This is a genomic window from Microbacterium testaceum (assembly GCF_020781835.1).
Taxonomy (GTDB): Bacteria; Actinomycetota; Actinomycetes; order Actinomycetales; family Microbacteriaceae; genus Microbacterium; species Microbacterium testaceum_H.
In genome coordinates this window covers 132811-150355 of the sequence record NZ_JAJGNJ010000005.1, presented here as the reverse complement: position 1 = coordinate 150355, position 17545 = coordinate 132811, and the positions used below count along the sequence as shown (strand labels likewise).

The 17545-nt window shown below is 69.4% G+C and carries 18 protein-coding genes; 10 read left to right on the top strand and 8 right to left on the bottom strand.

Features of this window, described 5'->3' with window-relative positions; genetic code table 11:
- The first annotated feature begins 19 nt into the window (after window positions 1-19).
- The 6 genes from atpD to LL239_RS09190 all read left to right on the top strand — a co-directional run bounded on the left by atpD (window position 20) and on the right by LL239_RS09190 (window position 5847).
- Complete coding sequence (gene atpD / locus LL239_RS09215; RefSeq protein ID WP_228163139.1) at window positions 20-1468, top strand: F0F1 ATP synthase subunit beta; 1449 nt, start codon at window positions 20-22, stop codon at window positions 1466-1468.
- A gap of 1 nt (window position 1469) precedes the next feature.
- Window positions 1470-1730: a F0F1 ATP synthase subunit epsilon gene (locus tag LL239_RS09210; RefSeq protein WP_228163138.1), complete on the top strand. Its 261-nt coding sequence runs from the start codon at window positions 1470-1472 to the stop codon at window positions 1728-1730.
- 73 nt (window positions 1731-1803) lie between these two features.
- Window positions 1804-2553, top strand: coding sequence for a YaaA family protein (locus LL239_RS09205; RefSeq protein WP_228163137.1), 750 nt, complete (start codon window positions 1804-1806; stop codon window positions 2551-2553).
- A gap of 99 nt (window positions 2554-2652) precedes the next feature.
- Complete coding sequence (locus tag LL239_RS09200; RefSeq protein ID WP_228163136.1) at window positions 2653-3339, top strand: large exoprotein; 687 nt, start codon at window positions 2653-2655, stop codon at window positions 3337-3339.
- Between the two features lie 155 nt (window positions 3340-3494).
- Window positions 3495-4268 (top strand): PP2C family protein-serine/threonine phosphatase, encoded by a 774-nt coding sequence (locus LL239_RS09195; protein ID WP_228163135.1) that lies wholly within the window; start codon window positions 3495-3497, stop codon window positions 4266-4268.
- Window positions 4269-4314: 46 nt separating this feature from the next.
- Window positions 4315-5847 carry an APC family permease gene (locus LL239_RS09190; RefSeq protein ID WP_228163134.1) on the top strand — a complete coding sequence of 511 codons (1533 nt, stop codon included), beginning with the start codon at window positions 4315-4317 and terminating at the stop codon, window positions 5845-5847.
- A 43-nt stretch (window positions 5848-5890) separates the two neighbouring features.
- On the opposite strand, the gene LL239_RS09185 is transcribed toward LL239_RS09190, so the two are convergent.
- Entirely contained in the window at window positions 5891-6874 is a 984-nt protein-coding gene (locus LL239_RS09185; RefSeq protein ID WP_228163133.1) for an asparaginase, read from the bottom strand.
- A gap of 54 nt (window positions 6875-6928) precedes the next feature.
- On the opposite strand from LL239_RS09185, the gene LL239_RS09180 reads away from it, so the two are divergent.
- A complete protein-coding gene (locus LL239_RS09180) occupies window positions 6929-7399 on the top strand; it encodes an OsmC family protein (RefSeq protein WP_228163132.1) in 471 nt (156 codons plus the stop codon).
- Window positions 7400-7436: 37 nt separating this feature from the next.
- Window positions 7437-7916, top strand: coding sequence for a hypothetical protein (locus tag LL239_RS09175; protein ID WP_228163131.1), 480 nt, complete (start codon window positions 7437-7439; stop codon window positions 7914-7916).
- Window positions 7917-8000: 84 nt separating this feature from the next.
- Here the strand turns inward: LL239_RS09175 and glpK are convergent, their stop codons facing one another.
- The 3 genes from glpK to LL239_RS09160 all read right to left on the bottom strand — a co-directional run bounded on the left by glpK (window position 8001) and on the right by LL239_RS09160 (window position 12192).
- On the bottom strand, window positions 8001-9512 hold the full coding sequence (gene glpK / locus LL239_RS09170) for a glycerol kinase GlpK (protein ID WP_228163130.1): 1512 nt from the start codon (window positions 9510-9512) through the stop codon (window positions 8001-8003).
- Between the two features lie 83 nt (window positions 9513-9595).
- The gene (locus tag LL239_RS09165) at window positions 9596-10354 is read right to left on the bottom strand and encodes an MIP/aquaporin family protein (RefSeq protein WP_228163129.1); all 759 of its coding nucleotides are present in this window, start codon (window positions 10352-10354) and stop codon (window positions 9596-9598) included.
- A gap of 119 nt (window positions 10355-10473) precedes the next feature.
- Entirely contained in the window at window positions 10474-12192 is a 1719-nt protein-coding gene (locus tag LL239_RS09160) for a glycerol-3-phosphate dehydrogenase/oxidase (RefSeq protein ID WP_228163128.1), read from the bottom strand.
- Window positions 12193-12302: 110 nt separating this feature from the next.
- On the opposite strand from LL239_RS09160, the gene LL239_RS09155 reads away from it, so the two are divergent.
- Window positions 12303-13268, top strand: coding sequence for a sugar-binding transcriptional regulator (locus tag LL239_RS09155; protein WP_228163127.1), 966 nt, complete (start codon window positions 12303-12305; stop codon window positions 13266-13268).
- A gap of 7 nt (window positions 13269-13275) precedes the next feature.
- Here the strand turns inward: LL239_RS09155 and LL239_RS09150 are convergent, their stop codons facing one another.
- From LL239_RS09150 to LL239_RS09135, 4 genes are all read right to left on the bottom strand, one after another.
- Window positions 13276-14007 carry an HPr family phosphocarrier protein gene (locus LL239_RS09150; RefSeq protein WP_228163126.1) on the bottom strand — a complete coding sequence of 244 codons (732 nt, stop codon included), beginning with the start codon at window positions 14005-14007 and terminating at the stop codon, window positions 13276-13278.
- A complete protein-coding gene (gene dhaL / locus LL239_RS09145) occupies window positions 14004-14639 on the bottom strand; it encodes a dihydroxyacetone kinase subunit DhaL (protein ID WP_228163125.1) in 636 nt (211 codons plus the stop codon). The genes LL239_RS09150 and dhaL overlap by 4 nt, the downstream gene beginning before the upstream one ends.
- A complete protein-coding gene (dhaK, locus tag LL239_RS09140; RefSeq protein WP_228163124.1) occupies window positions 14636-15631 on the bottom strand; it encodes a dihydroxyacetone kinase subunit DhaK in 996 nt (331 codons plus the stop codon). Before dhaK ends, dhaL begins: the two co-directional genes overlap by 4 nt.
- A gap of 86 nt (window positions 15632-15717) precedes the next feature.
- Window positions 15718-16419: a lysophospholipid acyltransferase family protein gene (locus LL239_RS09135; RefSeq protein WP_228163273.1), complete on the bottom strand. Its 702-nt coding sequence runs from the start codon at window positions 16417-16419 to the stop codon at window positions 15718-15720.
- A 120-nt stretch (window positions 16420-16539) separates the two neighbouring features.
- On the opposite strand from LL239_RS09135, the gene LL239_RS09130 reads away from it, so the two are divergent.
- Window positions 16540-17544, top strand: coding sequence for an FKBP-type peptidyl-prolyl cis-trans isomerase (locus LL239_RS09130; RefSeq protein ID WP_228163123.1), 1005 nt, complete (start codon window positions 16540-16542; stop codon window positions 17542-17544).
- Window position 17545 lies beyond the last annotated feature (1 nt).

Below are 17545 nucleotides of genomic sequence, written 5' to 3'. Positions count from 1 at the left end.
CCCAAGGAGAGAAGAAGCCATGAGCCTCACCGCCGAGAAGACCGACGCGGCTGTCGTCGGCCGCGTCGCGCGTGTCACCGGGCCCGTCGTCGACATCGAGTTCCCGCACGACGCGATCCCCGAGATCTACAACGCGCTGAAGACCACGATCACCATCGGTGACGAGTCGACCGAGATCACGCTCGAGGTCGCTCAGCACCTCGGTGACGACCTCGTTCGCGCGATCGCCCTGAAGCCCACGGACGGCATCGTCCGCGGCCAGGAGGTGCGTGACACCGGCGGCCCGATCTCGGTCCCCGTCGGCGATGTCACCAAGGGGAAGGTGTTCGACGTCACGGGCGAGGTGCTCAACGGCGCCCCGGGCGAGACGATCGAGGTCACCGAGCGCTGGGGTATCCACCGCAAGGCGCCGAGCTTCGACCAGCTCGAGTCCAAGACCCAGATGTTCGAAACGGGCATCAAGGTCATCGACCTCCTGACCCCCTACGTCCAGGGTGGAAAGATCGGTCTGTTCGGTGGCGCCGGTGTCGGCAAGACCGTCCTCATCCAGGAGATGATCCAGCGCGTCGCGCAGGACCACGGTGGTGTCTCGGTGTTCGCCGGTGTCGGCGAGCGCACCCGTGAGGGTAACGACCTCATCCACGAGATGGAGGAGGCGGGCGTCTTCGACAAGACGGCGCTCGTGTTCGGCCAGATGGACGAGCCGCCGGGGACGCGTCTTCGCGTGGCCCTTTCGGCGCTGACGATGGCGGAGTACTTCCGCGACGTGCAGAAGCAGGACGTGCTGCTGTTCATCGACAACATCTTCCGCTTCACGCAGGCCGGTTCCGAGGTGTCGACGCTGCTCGGCCGCATGCCCTCCGCCGTGGGCTACCAGCCCAACCTCGCCGACGAGATGGGTGTGCTCCAGGAGCGCATCACCTCCACGCGTGGTCACTCGATCACGTCGCTGCAGGCGATCTACGTCCCCGCCGACGACTACACCGACCCGGCTCCGGCGACGACGTTCGCCCACCTGGATGCCACGACCGAGCTCTCGCGTGAGATCGCGTCGAAGGGTCTGTACCCCGCCGTCGACCCGCTCAGCTCCACGAGCCGCATCCTCGACCCGCGGTACATCGGTGCCGACCACTACCGCGTCGCCACCGCCGTGAAGCAGATCCTGCAGAAGAACAAGGAACTGCAGGAGATCATCGCGATCCTCGGTGTCGACGAGCTCTCCGAGGAAGACAAGATCGTCGTGTCGCGTGCGCGTCGTATCCAGCAGTTCCTCTCGCAGAACACCTACATGGCGAAGAAGTTCACCGGTGTCGAGGGCTCCACGGTCCCGATCAAGGAGACGATCGAGTCCTTCGACGCGATCGTCAAGGGCGACTTCGACCACGTGGCCGAGCAGGCGTTCTTCAACGTCGGTGGTATCGCCGACGTGGAAGCCAAGTGGGCGCAGATCCAGAAGGAGAACGGCTGACATGCCGCTGCGCGTGAACCTCGTCTCGGCCGACGCCGAGGTCTGGACCGGAGAGGCGTCGCTCGTCGTCGCCAAGACGGTCGAGGGCGAGATCGGCATCATGCAGGGCCACGAGCCGGTGCTCGCCATCCTCGCCCAGGGTGAGGTGCGCATCACCGGCGTCGATGGGAACAAGATCCTCGCGAACGCGCAGGACGGCTTCCTCTCGATGGCGGACGATGAGCTGACGATCGTCGCCGGTCACGCGGCCCTCGTCTCCTGACGCCTTCTTCTCCACGACGCGCGTCGTCCGGTTCGCCGGGCGGCGCGCGTCGTTCGTCCCCCCCCGAGGTCGCATGCTCGTTCTCCTGCCCCCTTCCGAGACCAAACGTCCCGGCGGTCACGGCGCGCCGCTGGATCTGGGTGCGCTCGCCCTGCCGCCCTTGCGCGGACCGCGCGACCGGGTGGTGGACGCGCTCGTGGCGCTCAGCGCGGACGAGGAGGCATCCGTTCGTGTGCTCAAACTCGGCGCACGTCGCCGTCACGAGGTCGCCGACAACGCCGCGCTGCGATCGGCGCCGACGCTTCCCGCGATCGATCGGTACACGGGAGTGCTCTTCGACGCTCTCGACGCCGGGACGCTCCGCCCGGAGTCACGGGAGTGGCTCGGCGCACACGTCCTGATCCACTCGGCGCCGTTGGGCCCGGTCGGAGCGCTCGATGCCATCCCGATGTACCGGCTCGCGGCGACGACCTCGCTCCCCGGGCTCCCGTCCCTACGGAAGGTGTGGGCGGATGCCGTGACGGGGGCGATCCGCGATGCGCGGCCGGAGTTCGTCGTGGATCTCCGTTCGGAGGCGTACGCGGCGCTGGGCCCCGTGCCCGTCGACGTCGCCGGCGTCTATGTGCGCGTGATCACTGAAGGAGCGGACGGCGCCGCACGTGCGCTGAACCACTTCAACAAGAAAGCGAAGGGCGAGTTCACGCGGGCCCTCGCGGAGACGGCGGCAGTCGTGCGGTCCTTGGACGATCTGCTCGCTTGGGCGGCAGGTTCGGGCTTCCAGGTGCGAGACACCGGCGATGGCGAGCTCGCGCTCGTCGTCTGATTTCCCTGCCGGTCTTTCAGCGAACACTCAGCTTCGCTAGCATGTGAGTCGCGCGGGGCGCTCGAGGTCCTTCGCTCACTCGCATGGAAAGGAATCACCATGGGTGGCTCGTATTACTACGACGACGGCAGCGGCTTCGCGGCTTTCGCGTTCTTCCTCTTCCTCCTCCCCATCCTGCTGATCTTCGTCCTCGCCGGATACGTCATCGGGGCCTTCCTGCTGATGAAGGTGTTCGAGAAGGCGGGCGTGCAGGGGAAGTGGCGCGCGTGGGTTCCCGTGTACAACATGCTCATCGCGGCGAAGCTGGGTGACCTCTCTCCGTGGGTCTACCTCGGTGCCGTGGTGATCTCCGGACTGCTGGTTAACATCCCGATCATCGGGTGGCTCATCGGGTTGCTCGGTGTCGCCGCCGCCGTCATGTTCGGTTACCGCCTCGGGCTGAAGTTCGGCAAAGACTGGCCGTACCTTCTGCTCTGGCTCATTCCGGGCGTCGGCTACTTCATCTGGCTCGGCATCCTCGCCTTCGGCTCGTCACCGTGGAATCCCCACATCCAGCCCGCTCCCTGGGCGAATTCGTTCCTCGCCGACAAGACGGTGTGGAACGGCGTGCCCGTGCAGCCCGGTCAGCAGGTGCAGGCCCCGCCCGCCGGAGGGTACGGAGCGCCCACCGGTGGGTACGCTCCGCCCGCACAGCCCTACGACCCGCCGCAGACGCCGCCGGCCGCCGGGACGACGCCGCCCCCGGCAGGTCCGACGCCCCCGCCTCCCGCGGGGCCGCAGGTCTGAGCGTTCACGACGAGCTCCTCGCACGGCGGGGAGCTCGTCGCCGTCCCGGGCGACGCCGCGCCTTCGGCATCCCGGGCGCGGTCCGCGCGTCGACTAGGATGACAGGGCCGCGCGCTTCCGCCGGCGAAGATGTCGGCCAACCGGAGGATCTGTTCGTGCCCGAGGTGACCACGCACACGCGCACCGTTCCCGTGGCGGGCGGAAAGCTCGACCTCTCGTGGGCGGCGACGACCGACACCGGCAAGCGCCGCGAGGTCAATCAGGATGCGCTCCTGGCCGAGTACCCGCTGTTCGTCGTCGCCGACGGCATGGGGGGACACCTCGGTGGCGAGATCGCCAGCGCGAGCACCGTCGATCGCCTCCGCGCCGTCGTGGAAAGCGGCGCGGTGTCGCCCAAGAACATCGAGAAGGCGCTGGCCCGCGCGGTGAAGGACATCGTCTCTCACCCCGAGACCACCGACGAGGGGACGGGGACGACCCTCACGGGCCTCTACCTCGAAGCCGCCGGGGACGAGCCGCACTGGGTGACCCTCAACATCGGCGACTCCCGCGTGTACCTGCTGCGCGACGACGAGATCGTCCAGATCACCACCGACCACTCCGTGGTGCAGGAACTCATCGCGGCCGGGCGGTTGAGCCCCGAAGAGGCCGAGAACCACCCCTACGGCAACGTCATCACCCGGGCGGTCGGCCCGAGCGACAGCGTCAAGCCGGATTACCTGCGCCTCGAGGTGCTCGACGGCGACCGCTTCGTCATCTGCTCGGACGGGCTGACGAAGGAGCTCACCGATTTCGGCATCCGGCACTTTCTCGAGGCAAACCCCGACCCGTCGGACGCGGTGGAGGCGATGATGGCTGCGGCCCTCGAGAACGGCGGCCGCGACAACATCACGATCGTCGTGCTCGACGTCGCCCGCCACGCCGCCTGACCCGCAGTGCTTGACCCGGAGGCATCCGGACTTCTACGTTCAGCAGATGACCTCCGCACCCGAACGGACGGCCGGCAAGGGCCTGGCCGCCGGAACCCTCGGCCTCTGGGGCTCGACCGTCATCGGTCTGGCCTCCACCGCCCCGGTGTACTCCCTCGTGGCCACCCTCGGTTTCGTCGTCCTCGCCGTCGGCGCCTCGGCACCCATCGCGTTCATCATCGCCTTCATCCCGATGCTGTTCATCGCCTTCGCGTACCGCGAGCTGAACAACGACGTGCCCGACTGCGGTACGACGTTCACCTGGGGGACCAAAGCGTTCGGGCCCTGGGTGGGCTGGCTGGGCGGATGGGGCGTCGCTGTGGCCGGAATGGTCGTGCTGGCCAACCTCGCCCAGATCGCCGGCATCTACCTGTGGACCCTCGTGGGCGACGGGTCGCTGGCGGAGAACGTGCCGCTGGTCACCGCGACCGGTGTCGCCTTCATCGCCGCCATGACCTACGTCAGCTATCGGGGCGTCGAGATCGGCGAGCGCATCCAGAACATCCTCCTCGGCGTTCAGTACCTGGTCCTGGCGCTGTTCGTGCTCGTGGCGCTGTGGAAGTTCTTCGACGGGACGGCCCCCAACCCGACGCCGTTCGACCTGGTATGGTTCAACCCCTTCGGGTTCACCGACTGGAGCGGTTTCACCGAGGCGGTCCTGCTCGCCCTGTTCATCTACTGGGGGTGGGACACGTGCCTGGCACTGAACGAGGAGACGAAGGACCCCAAGCGCATCCCCGGTCGAGCGGCGCTGCTGACCACGGTCATCCTCCTGGGCACGTACGTGTCTGTGACGGTGGCGGCGATGATGTACGCCGGCGTCGGCGAAGACGGGACGGGCCTGGCCAACATCGACAACGCCGATGACGTGTTCCTGGCCCTGAAGGATGGGCTGTTCGGCCCGTTCGGCTGGATCCTCGTCGTGGCGGTGCTGATCTCCGCGGTCTCGTCGACGCAGACGACGATCCTCCCCACCGCCCGTGGGACGCTGGCGATGGCCGCGTACAAGGCTCTCCCGAAGCGGTTCAGCACCGTTCACCCGCGCTTCCAGACGCCGTCGTTCTCGACGCTCGTCATGGGCATCGTCGCCAGCGTGTACTACATCGGGATGACGCTCATCAGCGACAACATCCTGCAGGACTCCATCCTGTCGCTCGGTCTGGCGATCGCGTTCTACTACGCCATCACCGGGTACGCGTGCGTCTGGTACTTCCGACGCGAGCTGTTCACGTCGGGGAAGAACCTGCTGTACCGCGGGATCCTGCCCCTTCTCGGTGCCCTCATGCTCACGTACGCGTTCGTGCAGTCCGCCATCGACATGTACGACCCCGAATACGGCTACACGGTCCTGTTCGGCATCGGCGGGACCTTCGTGCTGGGAATCGGCTCTCTCGCGATCGGCGTCGTGCTGATGGTGCTGTGGTACCTGTTCCCCCGCTCGAAGCCCTTCTTCCGCGGCGAGAGCCTCAACCGCGACACCGAGGTGCTCGTGCCGGAGGAGCCGATCGCGTACCCGCGGTCGGTCGACGGCGGCATCTGAACGGCACCACGCAGGTCGATCGGCCCGGGGATCCTCGGACGGCTCAGAGTGCGGCGCGGATGACGCCGACCTGCTGGCCTCCGCCGAGGACGGTCAGCGGGAGCGCGGACAGAGCGTCGGCGACCTGGCCCGCCTCCAGTGCACCCGCGCGCTCCAGGAGCCGGAGGGCGACGGCGTGCGCGGCACGGTTGGATCCGTCGAGCATCTTCAGGGCGACCGTCGTGCCGTCGGGGGCGGTCATGACCTGCACGCCCTCGGCGCCCATCTTGGCGAAGACGCCGAGACGCTCGATGACGACGGTGTCGGGACGGCCCGGTCCGTCGATCGTCCACGGGTTCTCGCGGACCGCGCGGACGAGCGCGCCGGCGCTGCGGTGGAGTGCGAACGGCGACCGCTCCGACGATGTCGCGATCCGCTGGATCGCTCGGGCGAGCCCGGTGAGGCTCATGGCGTAGACCGGAGCGCCGCACCCATCGATCGCCGTCGTGGTGATGCGCTCACCGACGAGCCGCTCGATGACCTCGCGGATGTGCACCTGCAGCGGGTGCTGCAGGTCGAGGTAGTCCGCCGTGGACCAGCCGTTCGTCACGCAGGTGAGGAGCATCGCGGCGTGCTTGCCGGAGCAGTTCATGCGCAGGGGGGAAGGCGCCCCGTGATCGCGCACGAGCTCGTCGCGCGTCTGCGTGTCGCTCGGCCACGCCGCAGGGCATCCCAGGTCGTCCTCGGTGAGACCGGCGGACTGCAGGATGCCACGGGCCACCTCGACATGCCGATCGGTGCCGCAGTGGCTCGCCATCGACAGCGCGAGGCGTTCACCGGCGAGGTCGGCACCCGCCGACAGGCACGCCAGGGCCTGAAGCGGCTTCATGCTCGAGCGCGGGAGGAACGGCGCTCCGGGATCGCCCAGAGCGAGGTGTTCCGAACCGTCGGGGGAGAGGACGACGGCGACACCGTGATGGCGCGACTCGATGAATCCGCTGCGTTCGACGACGGCGAGTTCGACGGCATCCGGGGACGTTGCAGGCATCCGTCCATCGTATCCGGCGGGCCCCGGGTGCCGCCGAGGGGGCAGGATGGAGACATGATCGGAGAGCACCAGTACCGCCTGCGGGCGACGTGGACCGGCGATCGCGGGACCGGGACGAGCGGGTACCGCGACTACGACCGATCGGTCTCGCTCGAGGTCGAGGGCAAACCGCTCGTCGAGGCCTCGGCCGACAAGCCGTTCCGCGGCGACCCGGCGAAATGGAACCCCGAGGAGCTGCTGCTGGGTGCCTTGAGCGAATGTCACCTCCTGTCGTACCTGCACGCGTGCGTGACGACCGGCGTGACCGTCGTCTCCTACAGAGACGAGGCGACCGGCACGATGGTCGAGGACGGCAAGGGCGGGGGAGCGTTCACCGACGTCCTGCTGCGCCCGCGCGTCGTCGTCGCGGAGGAGTCCATGGTCGAGGCGGCCGTCGCGGCGCACCGCCAGGCGCGCGAGTGGTGCTTCATCGCGAACTCGGTGAACTTCCCCGTGCGCCACGAGCCGGTGGTCACCGCCGCCTGACGCTGCCGCGCGCGCCGCCGCGTCGTACAGTGAGCGCATGCACATCGAGCCCGCGCTGCGACGCCTGGACCGTCTCGCCGGAGGACGTCAGGCCGGCCACCGCGTCCCGGCCTCCGAGGACCCCCGCGTGCGTCGCGCGTTCCGCGCCGTGACGATCCTGCTCGCGGCGGGGTTCCTGCTCGGAGTGGCCACGATCGTGATCGCGGCGGTCATGGCGGCGGCGGGGGACGACGTCGGTTTCGCGGTGTGGATGCGGTGTCTCGTCGTGCTCGGGATCACGACCACCCTGTTCTACTTCCTGTGGCGCGCGCGGGCGGGCTGGTACTGGGCGTTCCGGCGCCTGCAGCTGTTCAGCCGCATCTTCCCGGTCGTGGCGCTGGTGCTCGCGGCCATCCCGGGCCTCTACCCGTTCTGGGTCGTCACCGAGCAGATCCTCTTCGCGATCCTGCTCATCGGCGTCTCGGACTACCTGCAGTCCGACGCCGTGCGGGCGGCGTACCCCAGACCCGCACGCTGAGTCCCGGCATCCGGATGCCGCAGACCCCGGGGACGACGGAACCCCGCCGGCCACGCCGACGGGGTTCCGCTGAGGGGGCAGCGTTCAGCGCACGTCCTCGTCGACCCAGTCCATCGACTTGGTGACGGCCTTCTTCCACAGGCGCAGCTCGCGCTCGCGCTCGGCGGGGTCCATGTCGGGCTCCCAGCGCTTGTCCTCCTGCCAATTGGCGCGCAGGTCGTCGAGGTTGTCCCAGAAGCCCACCGCGAGGCCGGCGGCGTAGGCGGCGCCCAGCGCGGTGGTCTCCGCGACGACCGGACGGACCACGGGCACACCGAGGATGTCGGCCTGGAACTGCATGAGCTCGTCGTTGGCGGTCATACCACCGTCGACCTTGAGCTCGGTGAGGTCGACGCCCGAGTCGGCGTTGACGGCCTCGAGCACCTCGCGCGTCTGGAAGGCCGTGGCCTCGAGAGCGGCGCGGGCGATGTGGCCCTTGTTGACGAAGCGCGTCATGCCGACGATCGCGCCGCGGGCGTCGGGACGCCAGTAGGGCGCGAACAGGCCCGAGAACGCCGGCACGAAGTACACGCCGCCGTTGTCGTCGACGGTGCGGGCGAGGGCTTCCACCTCGGGCGCCGAGGAGATGATGCCGAGCTGGTCGCGCAGCCACTGGATGAGCGAACCCGTGACGGCGATCGACCCTTCGAGAGCGTAGCGAGCCGGCTCGTCTCCGAGCTTGTAGCCGAGCGTGGTCAGCAGACCGTTCTTGGAGTGGACGATCTCCTCACCGGTCTGGAAGATGAGGAAGTTGCCCGTTCCGTAGGTGTTCTTGCTCTCGCCGGGATCGAACGCGGCCTGACCGAAGGTCGCGGCCTGCTGGTCGCCGAGGATGCCCGCGACGGGGGTTTCGCGCAGGAGGGACGAGGACTCCACCGTGCCGTACACCTCGGAGGAGGAGCGGATCTCGGGCATCATCGACCGCGGCACACCGAAGTCGGCGAGGATGTCGTCGCGCCACTCCAGCGTCTCGAGGTCCATGAAGAGTGTGCGGCTGGCGTTGGTGACGTCGGTCGCGTGCACGCCGCCGTCGATGCCGCCGGTGAGGTTCCACAGCACCCACGTGTCGGTGGTGCCGAAGATCAGATCGCCCGACTCGGCCTTCTTGCGCGCGCCGTCGACGTTCTCGAGGATCCACACGATCTTGGTGCCCGAGAAGTAGGTCGCGAGCGGCAGACCCACGATGCTCTTGTAGCGCTCGACGTCGCCGTCGGCCAAGCGGTCGACGATCGACTGCGTACGGGTGTCTTGCCAGACGATGGCGTTGTAGACGGGCTTGCCGGTGTTCTTGTCCCAGACCACCGCGGTCTCGCGCTGGTTGGTGATGCCGACCGCGGCGATGTCGTGGCGGGTGATGTCGGCGCGGCTCAGGGCCAGACCGATGACTTCCTGGGTGTTGCGCCAGATCTCGAGCGGGTCGTGCTCGACCCACCCGGCCTTCGGGAAGATCTGCTCGTGTTCCTTCTGCCCGACGGACACGACGCCGCCGGACTTGTTGAAGATCATCGCGCGCGTCGAGGTCGTGCCCTGGTCGATGGCGAGGACGTAGTCGGCCATGAATGGACTCCTTTGTCAGTAGAGGAAAGGGATTCGGAGGAGAGGATGAGCGGGGGTGCCGTCGGCGACACCCCCGCGAGCGGTCACGCCGCGACGAAACCGAGGAGGACGGGAGCCAGAAGCCCCGCCAGGGCACCGCCGACGAGCGGGCCGGCGACCGGCACCCACGAATAGCCCCAGTCGCTCGAACCCTTGCCCTTGATGGGCAGGATCGCGTGGGCGATGCGGGGCCCCAGGTCACGGGCGGGGTTGATGGCGTAGCCGGTGGGACCACCGAGCGAGGCGCCGATACCGACCACCAGGAGCGCCACGGGGACGGCCGACAGGCCGCCGAGGCCACCGGGGACGCCGATGTCGGCGACGCCGTAGTCACGGAAACCGAAGATGACCAGCACCAGGACGAAGGTCGCGATGACCTCGGTGAGGAAGTTGAACCCGTACGAGCGGATCGCGGGGCCGGTCGAGAAGACGCCCAGTTTGGCGGCCGGGTCGGGCTCGTCGTCGAAGTGCTGCTTGTAGGAGGCCCAGGCGAGGATCGCACCCACGATGGCACCCACGAGCTGCGCCGCGATGGCCACGAAGAACTGAGCGATCGTGATGTCGCCGTGGACGAGGAGCCCGATGGAGACGGCGGGGTTCAGCTGGGCGCCGGAGTACGCGGAGACGATGACACCGGCGAAGACGGCGAGACCCCACCCCCAGTTCACCATCAGGAATCCACCGGCATTGCCCTTGGTCTTGGCCAGCGCCACGTTGGCGACCACGCCGCAACCCAACAGGATCAGCATGGCGGTGCCGACCACCTCCGAGAGGAAGTACAGCCCCAGATTCACTTCTTGCATGTCGTCATCGACCTTTCTGTCTTACCCGGCCTCCATCGGCTCGGGCGTTTCGCGGCTCGGTGTTCCGAATGTATGACCGCGGTGCGGGCGCGCAACAGACGGCGCGCCCGCACGTTCTCTCAGATTCGGGCGACCCCGGCCTCGGCCAGATCCACCCGGTGCGCCGTGCGCAGCGCCTCGGTCGTGCGCGCGATCTCGTCGTCGATCCGCGCCGCATCCCAGCCGAGCGGACCCGCGACCGTCTCGGCCACCTCGCGCAACGTGCGCTCGGTCATCCTGCCGACGAAAGCCAGGTGGGTGCGTCGCAGAAGCACGTCGATCAGGTGGACGACCTGCTCGTTCTCGGCGATCCAGACCAGCTCCTCGCGGTAGTAGCCGGGAGCGTGCTCGAGGGCGGTCGGTTCGGCCGGCAGGACGTCCAGGATCGCGTCCGCGCGCGTGCCGTAACGCTCGAGCATGGCATCCACGAGGGCCGGCGAGTGAGCATTCGTGCGGGCGGACACCCACCGGCGACGCTCCTCCGGCGTGGACGGGAAGCCCTTGCCGCCGCCGATCGGCAGACCCTGGGTGCTCACGCGGTGGGGCCGGCGCAGCTTCTGCAGCGTCTTCATGCTGAGGTGCTCGGCGAGGGCGCGGAACGTCGTCCACTTGCCGCCGACCAGGCTCATCGCCGGGGTGCCGCCGATCTCGTCCTCGACGATGCGGTAGTCGCGCGAGACGAACCCGGGAGCGGTGTCGTCGTGGCGAGGAAGGGGACGGATGCCGGAGAACGTGTACACGATCTGCGAGCGGTCCACGGCCACCGTCGGGAACACGTGTCCGATGAGGTCGAAGAAGTACTCGATCTCGTCGTCCGTGCACACGACGGGCGTCGACGGGTCCGCGTCGATGTCGGTGGTGCCGACCAGGACGCGGTCCTTGAGCGGGTAGATGAGGACGATGCGACCGTCGGAGTGCTCGAAGAAGATCTCGCGCCCGCCCGTCGCCGCCAGGAGCTCGGGGTTGTCGAGCACGATGTGGGAGCCCTTGGTGCCGCCCATGAACTGCGTCGGCAGGCCCATGGCGCCGTTGGTGAGGTCGGTCCAGGGGCCGGAGGTGTTCAGGATGACCTTGGCCTTGACCGAGAACTCCTCGCCGGACACTTCGTCCCGCACGCGCACGCCGTTCTCGTCGGCCCCGACGGCGGAGACGTAGTTGACCGCCTGCGTGCGGCCGCCCCCGGCGAGGATGCCGTCGTGCAGGACGTCGAGGGCGATGCGCTCGGGGTCGTGCATCGACGCATCGAAGTACGTCGCGGTGTAGGCCAGGTCGGGGTTCAACTGCGGGAGCTCGGCGAGGGACTTCTTCTTGCCGAGGAAGGTGTGCCGCGGCACCGTGCCGCCGTCGCGCGAGAAGGTGTCGTACATGATGAGGCCGACCTTGATCAGCAGGGCGCCGCGCTCGTTGGGCTTGCCGCGCCCGTGCGTGACGAGCAGACGGAACGGTGCCGACAGGATGCCGGAGAACGTCTTGTAGATCGGGATGGTGGTCTTGAGGGGCTTGACGTAGTGCGGGGCGGTCTTGAGCAGATCGTTGCGCTCGGTGACCGCCTCCTTCACGAGCCGGAACTCGCCGTTCTCGAGGTAGCGGATGCCTCCGTGCACCATGTGGCTCGAGGCCGACGAGGCTCCCGAGACGAAGTCGCCGCGCTCGACCAGCGCGACCTTCACGCCCTGCAGGGCCAGGTCGCGGAGGGTGGCGATGCCGTTGATGCCCCCTCCGATGATGAGGACGTCGAGGTCTTCGGCGTCACGGAGCGCCTGGACGTCGGCGCGGAGCGAAGAAGAGGGGGACGACATGTCGACTGCGACCTTTCGTTGGTGTACGCCCAAAAGGATGCGCGCGTCTGCACGTTGTTGCAAGCCCCTTGAACAAACGTGCAGAATGGGCAACCGAGGGAAGGGCGGGCATGACGACCCAGGCGGAAGAGCGCTCACGAGACGCGTTGCGCGCGGCGCAGCTCTACTACATGCAGGACCTCACGATGGATGCCATCGCCCACGAGATGCGCGTCTCCCGGTCCTCCGTCTCGCGATTGCTGCAGCACGCGCGCGACGTCGGGCTGGTCTCGATCTCGATCAACCCCCCGGACGACGCGCGCGGCCAGATGGCGCAGCGGATCGCCGATCGGTTCGGCATCACCGCGCACGTGGTGCCGACTCCCGCGCGAACCTCCGAGGCCGAACGACTCGAGCGCACGGCGCTCACGGCGGCGCGCATCCTCGCCGAGCGCATCGAGTCGTCGATGACCATCGGGATCGCCTGGGGATCGACCCTGTCCGCCATCGCCCGTCACGTTCCCTCCAAGGACGTCCACGACACCCACATCGTGCAGATGAACGGTGCCGCGAACCTGCGGACCTCCGGCATCCCCTACGCGGGCGAGATCCTCTCGCGCCTGGGTGCGGCCTGGTCCTCCTCGGTGCACCAATTCCCGGTGCCGGCCCTCTTCGACGATCCGCGCACCAAGCAAGCGATGTGGCGCGAGCGGTCGGTGCGGTCCGTCTTGGAGATCCAGCAGCGCGTGGGCCTGTTCGTCTTCGGTCTCGGGTCCCCGCACGCCGACGTCCCCTCGCACGTCTACAGCGGCGACTACTTCGACGAACGCGACCGCGCGATCATCGAGCGGGAGGGTGTCGTGGGCGACTGCGCGACGGTGTTCTATCGCGTGGACGGGTCGTGCGACATCACAGAGCTGAACGCCCGCTCCAGCGGACCCGACCTCGACACTGTGCGGCGCATCCCGCGCCGATTCTGCGTCGTGTCCAGTCTGTCGAAGCTCGATGCGCTGCGCGGCGCTCTGGCCGCGGGGCTCGTCACCGAGCTCGTCGTGGAGGAGGCGCTGGCCCGGCGCCTGCTCGGCGTCACGCGCTGAGGCGGCCTCACACCTCGCCGAAGCCGTCGTCGATGAGCGTGCGCAGCTCTTCGAGGGCTTCCCGCGCCTGAGGACCCGAAGCGCTCACGCGCACGCGCGCGCCCTGGCGGATGCCGAGCGCCATGAGGGCGAGCAGACTCCGCGCCGAGACGGGAGCCGACGTGCTGCCCAGATCGGCGATCCGGACATCGGCGTCGTATCGCGAGGCGGCCTTGACGAACGTGGCGGCCGGACGCGCGTGCAACCCCGACGGGTTGACGACTGTCGTCTCGAACGCGCCGTCCTGCCCGGTCTCCGCGGCGTCCACGGGGTCCGCCGCCGGGGGCTCGGCGCTGTGCGGCGCACCCAGCTGGACGCGCTTGGCATCCGCCGCTCCGGCGACCTCGACGGCGACGGCGGCGAGGGGCGCACCGCCGGCCGCCGTCACGACGGCGCTGACGAGTCCCTCCACGAACGGCGCCGGGCTGAGCACGACGCGGTCGGGCGCGACCGCGAACTCCAGCGCCATCTCCGCGCTCAGGAGGGCCGACCCCAGATCCATCAGCACCAGCACACCGTCACCGGAGTCCGCCGCGTCCAGGGCTTCGGCGATGGCCGTGGCATCCGTCCCCAGGTCGCCGTCCGGACCGCCGGCGGCCACGCACACGGTGGGCGGATTCTCGCCGCCCATCCGCAAAGCAAGATCGACGGCGGCCTCGGCGAGCGGACGACTGTGCGAGACCGCGACGATGCCGATCACCCGCGCGCCGCCAGCGTGTCGCTCAGAGCCTGGAAGAGCAGCGCCGACGAGGCCGCCCCCGGGTCGATGTGCCCCGCGCTGCGCTCACCCAGGTAGCTCGCCCGGCCCTTGCGGGCGACGAGGGGCTCGGTGGCGTCGCGTCCCTGCGCGGCGGCCCGGGCGGCGGCCGCAGCCGCTCCGGCGGCGTCCTCTCCCGCGGCGACCGCGTCGTCCCACGCGGCCAGGGCGGGCAGCTGCGCGTCGATCATCGTCTTGTCACCGGGCTCGGCCTTGCCGCGGGCGACGACCCCCTCGGCGCCGGCCCGCAGTGCCGCGCCGAGCGAGGCGGCATCCGCCTCATCCGACAGGGCCGGACCCATCCGCAGGAAGAACGTCCCGTACAGCGGGCCGCTGGCTCCGCCGACCGACGACACCAGGGTCATGCCCACGGTCTTGAACAGTTCGGCGGGCGAGGCCGGGGGCGTCTCGAGCTTGGCGACGACGGCGTCGAGCCCGCGGGCCATGTTGGAGCCGTGGTCGGCGTCGCCGATCGCCGAGTCCAGGGCCGTCAACTCGTCGCGGTGCTGCTGCACGGCATCCCGGAACGCCCGGATCCAGGCGACGAGGTCGTCGGTAGACACGGCGCCGCTCATGCGCCCCACCGCAGACCCGGGGTGACCACCGGCGCGTCCCACAGGCGCAGGAACTCCTCGTCGGCCTTCACGACGGTGAGGGACGCGCCCGCCATGTCGAGGCTGGTGATGTAGTCGCCGATGAGCACGCGCTGCACCTGGACTCCGGCCTCCGCGAGCAGCGGCGCGATCTCGCCGTAGAGGAGGTACTGCTCGATGAGCGGCGTGCCGCCCAGGCCCGAGAGCAGCACGATGGCGTCGCCGACGGGCTCGCCGAAGTCGTGCACGATCGGGTCGACCATCATCTTCGCGATCTCGTGAGCCGTGGCGAGCGTGACGCGCGTGCGGCCGGGCTCGCCATGGATGCCGACCCCCACCTCCATCTCATCGTCGGGCAGCTCGAAGGTGGGGTGGCCGACGGCGGGCACCGTGCAGCTGGTCAGGGCGACGCCCATCGAACGCCCCGCCTCGGCCACCCGGCGGGCCAGCGCCGCGACGGCATCCAGATCGGCACCCTCTTCGGCGAGAGCCCCCACGATCTTCTCGAGGATGACGGTGGTCCCCGTGCCGCGACGCCCGGCCGTCCACGTGGAGTCCTGCACGGCGACGTCGTCGGCGACGACCACCGACTCGACCCGCACGCCGTCGTCGACGGCGAGTTCTGCGGCCATCTCGAAGTTCAGCACATCACCGGTGTAGTTCTTCACGATGTGCAGCACGCCCGCGCCGGAGTCCACCGCCTGCGTGGCCGCGAGCACCTGGTCGGGGGTGGGGGAGGTGAACACCTCGCCCGCGGCCGCGGCATCGAGCATGCCGCGCCCGACGAATCCGCCGTGCATCGGCTCGTGGCCGGAGCCCCCTCCGGAGACGAGGGCGACCTTGCCGGACGGTGTGGGCTCGCCCCGCAGGATGACGCGGTTCTCGGTGTCGATGCGGAGGTCGGGGTGGGCGGCGTGGATGCCGCGCAGAGCCTCCGCCAGCACATCGGCCGGGTCGTTCACGAATTTCTTCACGGTGCCTCCTCGTCGTGGCTGCGGCGGGTTCGGGCCCGCCCCTTCAGACCCTGCTCGCCGCGAGCCTCCGCGTCAAGGCCGCCCGATCAGATGCGTTCGTGCGGCAGGACCTGCTTGATGCGCTCGATCGGGTTCTGCGCCGGGACCTCGTTGTACGCGTTCGCGAGCTCCTGCTCGCTGAGGGCGTGGATGGCGGCCATGATCTCGTCGGTGGCCCCGCGGCGCGCACGGCCCGAAGAGGCCGCGCCGTGCGGCGAGAGGTCGAGGGGCTCGCCGAACCGAACGGTGATGCGCTCCTTCGTCGTGGGCACCTTGGCCCCGACCGGCATGACCTTGTCGGTGCCGATGAGACCGACCGGCACGACCGGGGCTCCGGTCTGCAGGGCGAGGAAGGCGACGCCCGTGCGGCCCTTGTAGAGGCGTCCGTCGAGGGAGCGCGTGCCCTCCGGGTACAGCGCCACGGCGCGACCGTCCTCGAGGAGGGCACGCTGCTGGTCGAGCGCGTCCAGCGCCGCCTGACCCGCGCCGCGTTCGACGGGGATGGCCCCGATCGCGGTGAAGAACTGCCGCGAGGCCCACTTCTCGAAGTACTCCGACTTGGCGAGGAAGTGCACCGGCCGGGGGGAGGCGACGGGGATGGCGACCGAGTCGATGAACGACAGATGGTTGCTGGCGAAGATCACCGGGCCCGTTCGCGGGACGTTGTCGCGCCCCTCGACGCGGGGACGGTAGACGGCGCGCGCGAGCGGGGCGATGAAGAAGCGCCCGAGGCCGTATGCCGCGCCCATCTGCTTCGGTGGGACGGTGGGGGTGCCGTCCGGTTCGTCGGAACTCACTCGACGAGGCTACTGTGCGCCGCATGCGCCCTCGCGCATGGGGCTCCCAGCGGCACCAAAGCAGGATGGGGGATGATAGGGCGAATCCCCGTCGTCTCCGAGAGGTCTCCCGTGCGCATCCGCCCGATCGCTTCCCTGTCCGTCGCCGCCGCCGCAGTGCTGCTCCTGGCCGGGTGCACCGGTTCCTCGGACGAGAGCCCGACCCCGGATGCCAGTGGCTCGGCCGACGCGGGACAGTGCCAGAGCGCGCTGTCGCAGGGTGAGGTGTCCGGCGACGTGAAGGTCTCGGGCGACTTCCAGGGCAAGGTCGATGTGACGCTGCCCGACGGCTACGCGCCGGAGGGGCTCGAGCGCACCACCCTCGTCGAGGGATCCGGGGATCAGGTCCGCGCCGGCGACGTCCTGCGCGCCAACTTCACGCTCGTGGACGCCAGCACGGGCGAGGTCCAGCTCGAGACGCAGACCACCGCGCCCGCCGGCATGGACACCCTGATCTCGTCGCAGCAGATCTTCGGCGCGGCCCTCGAGTGCGCGACCATCGGCTCCCGCACCGTCTCGGCGTTCCCCGCCGGTGCGCTCGGCGAGGGGTCGCCGGCGTTCGTCCTCGTCGCCGACGCGATCGAGGAGCTCCCCACCCGCGCCGAGGGCACCGAGGTCGCCCCGGCCGAGGGCATGCCCACTGTGACCTTCGACGACGCGGGCGCCCCCACGATCACGATGCCCGATGCTCCGGCCCCGACCGAGACGCGGGTCGAGAACCTCCGTCAGGGCGACGGCGACGTCGTCAACCCCGGTGACCAGGTCATCGTGCAGTACACCGGTGCGCTGTACGACGACGGCACGGTGTTCGACTCCAGCTGGGAGCGCGGCGAGCCCGCGCAGTTCGCCACCACCGGCGTGGTCCCGGGCTTCCGCAAGGCACTGGAGGGGCAGACCGTGGGCTCCCAGGTCGTCGTGGTGATGCCGGCCTCCGACGGATACGGCGAGGCGGGCCAGGGAGACATCCCGGCCAACGCCCCGCTGGTGTTCGTCGTGGACATCCTCGGCGTCCAGCACGCGGAGGCATCCGCTCAGTAGT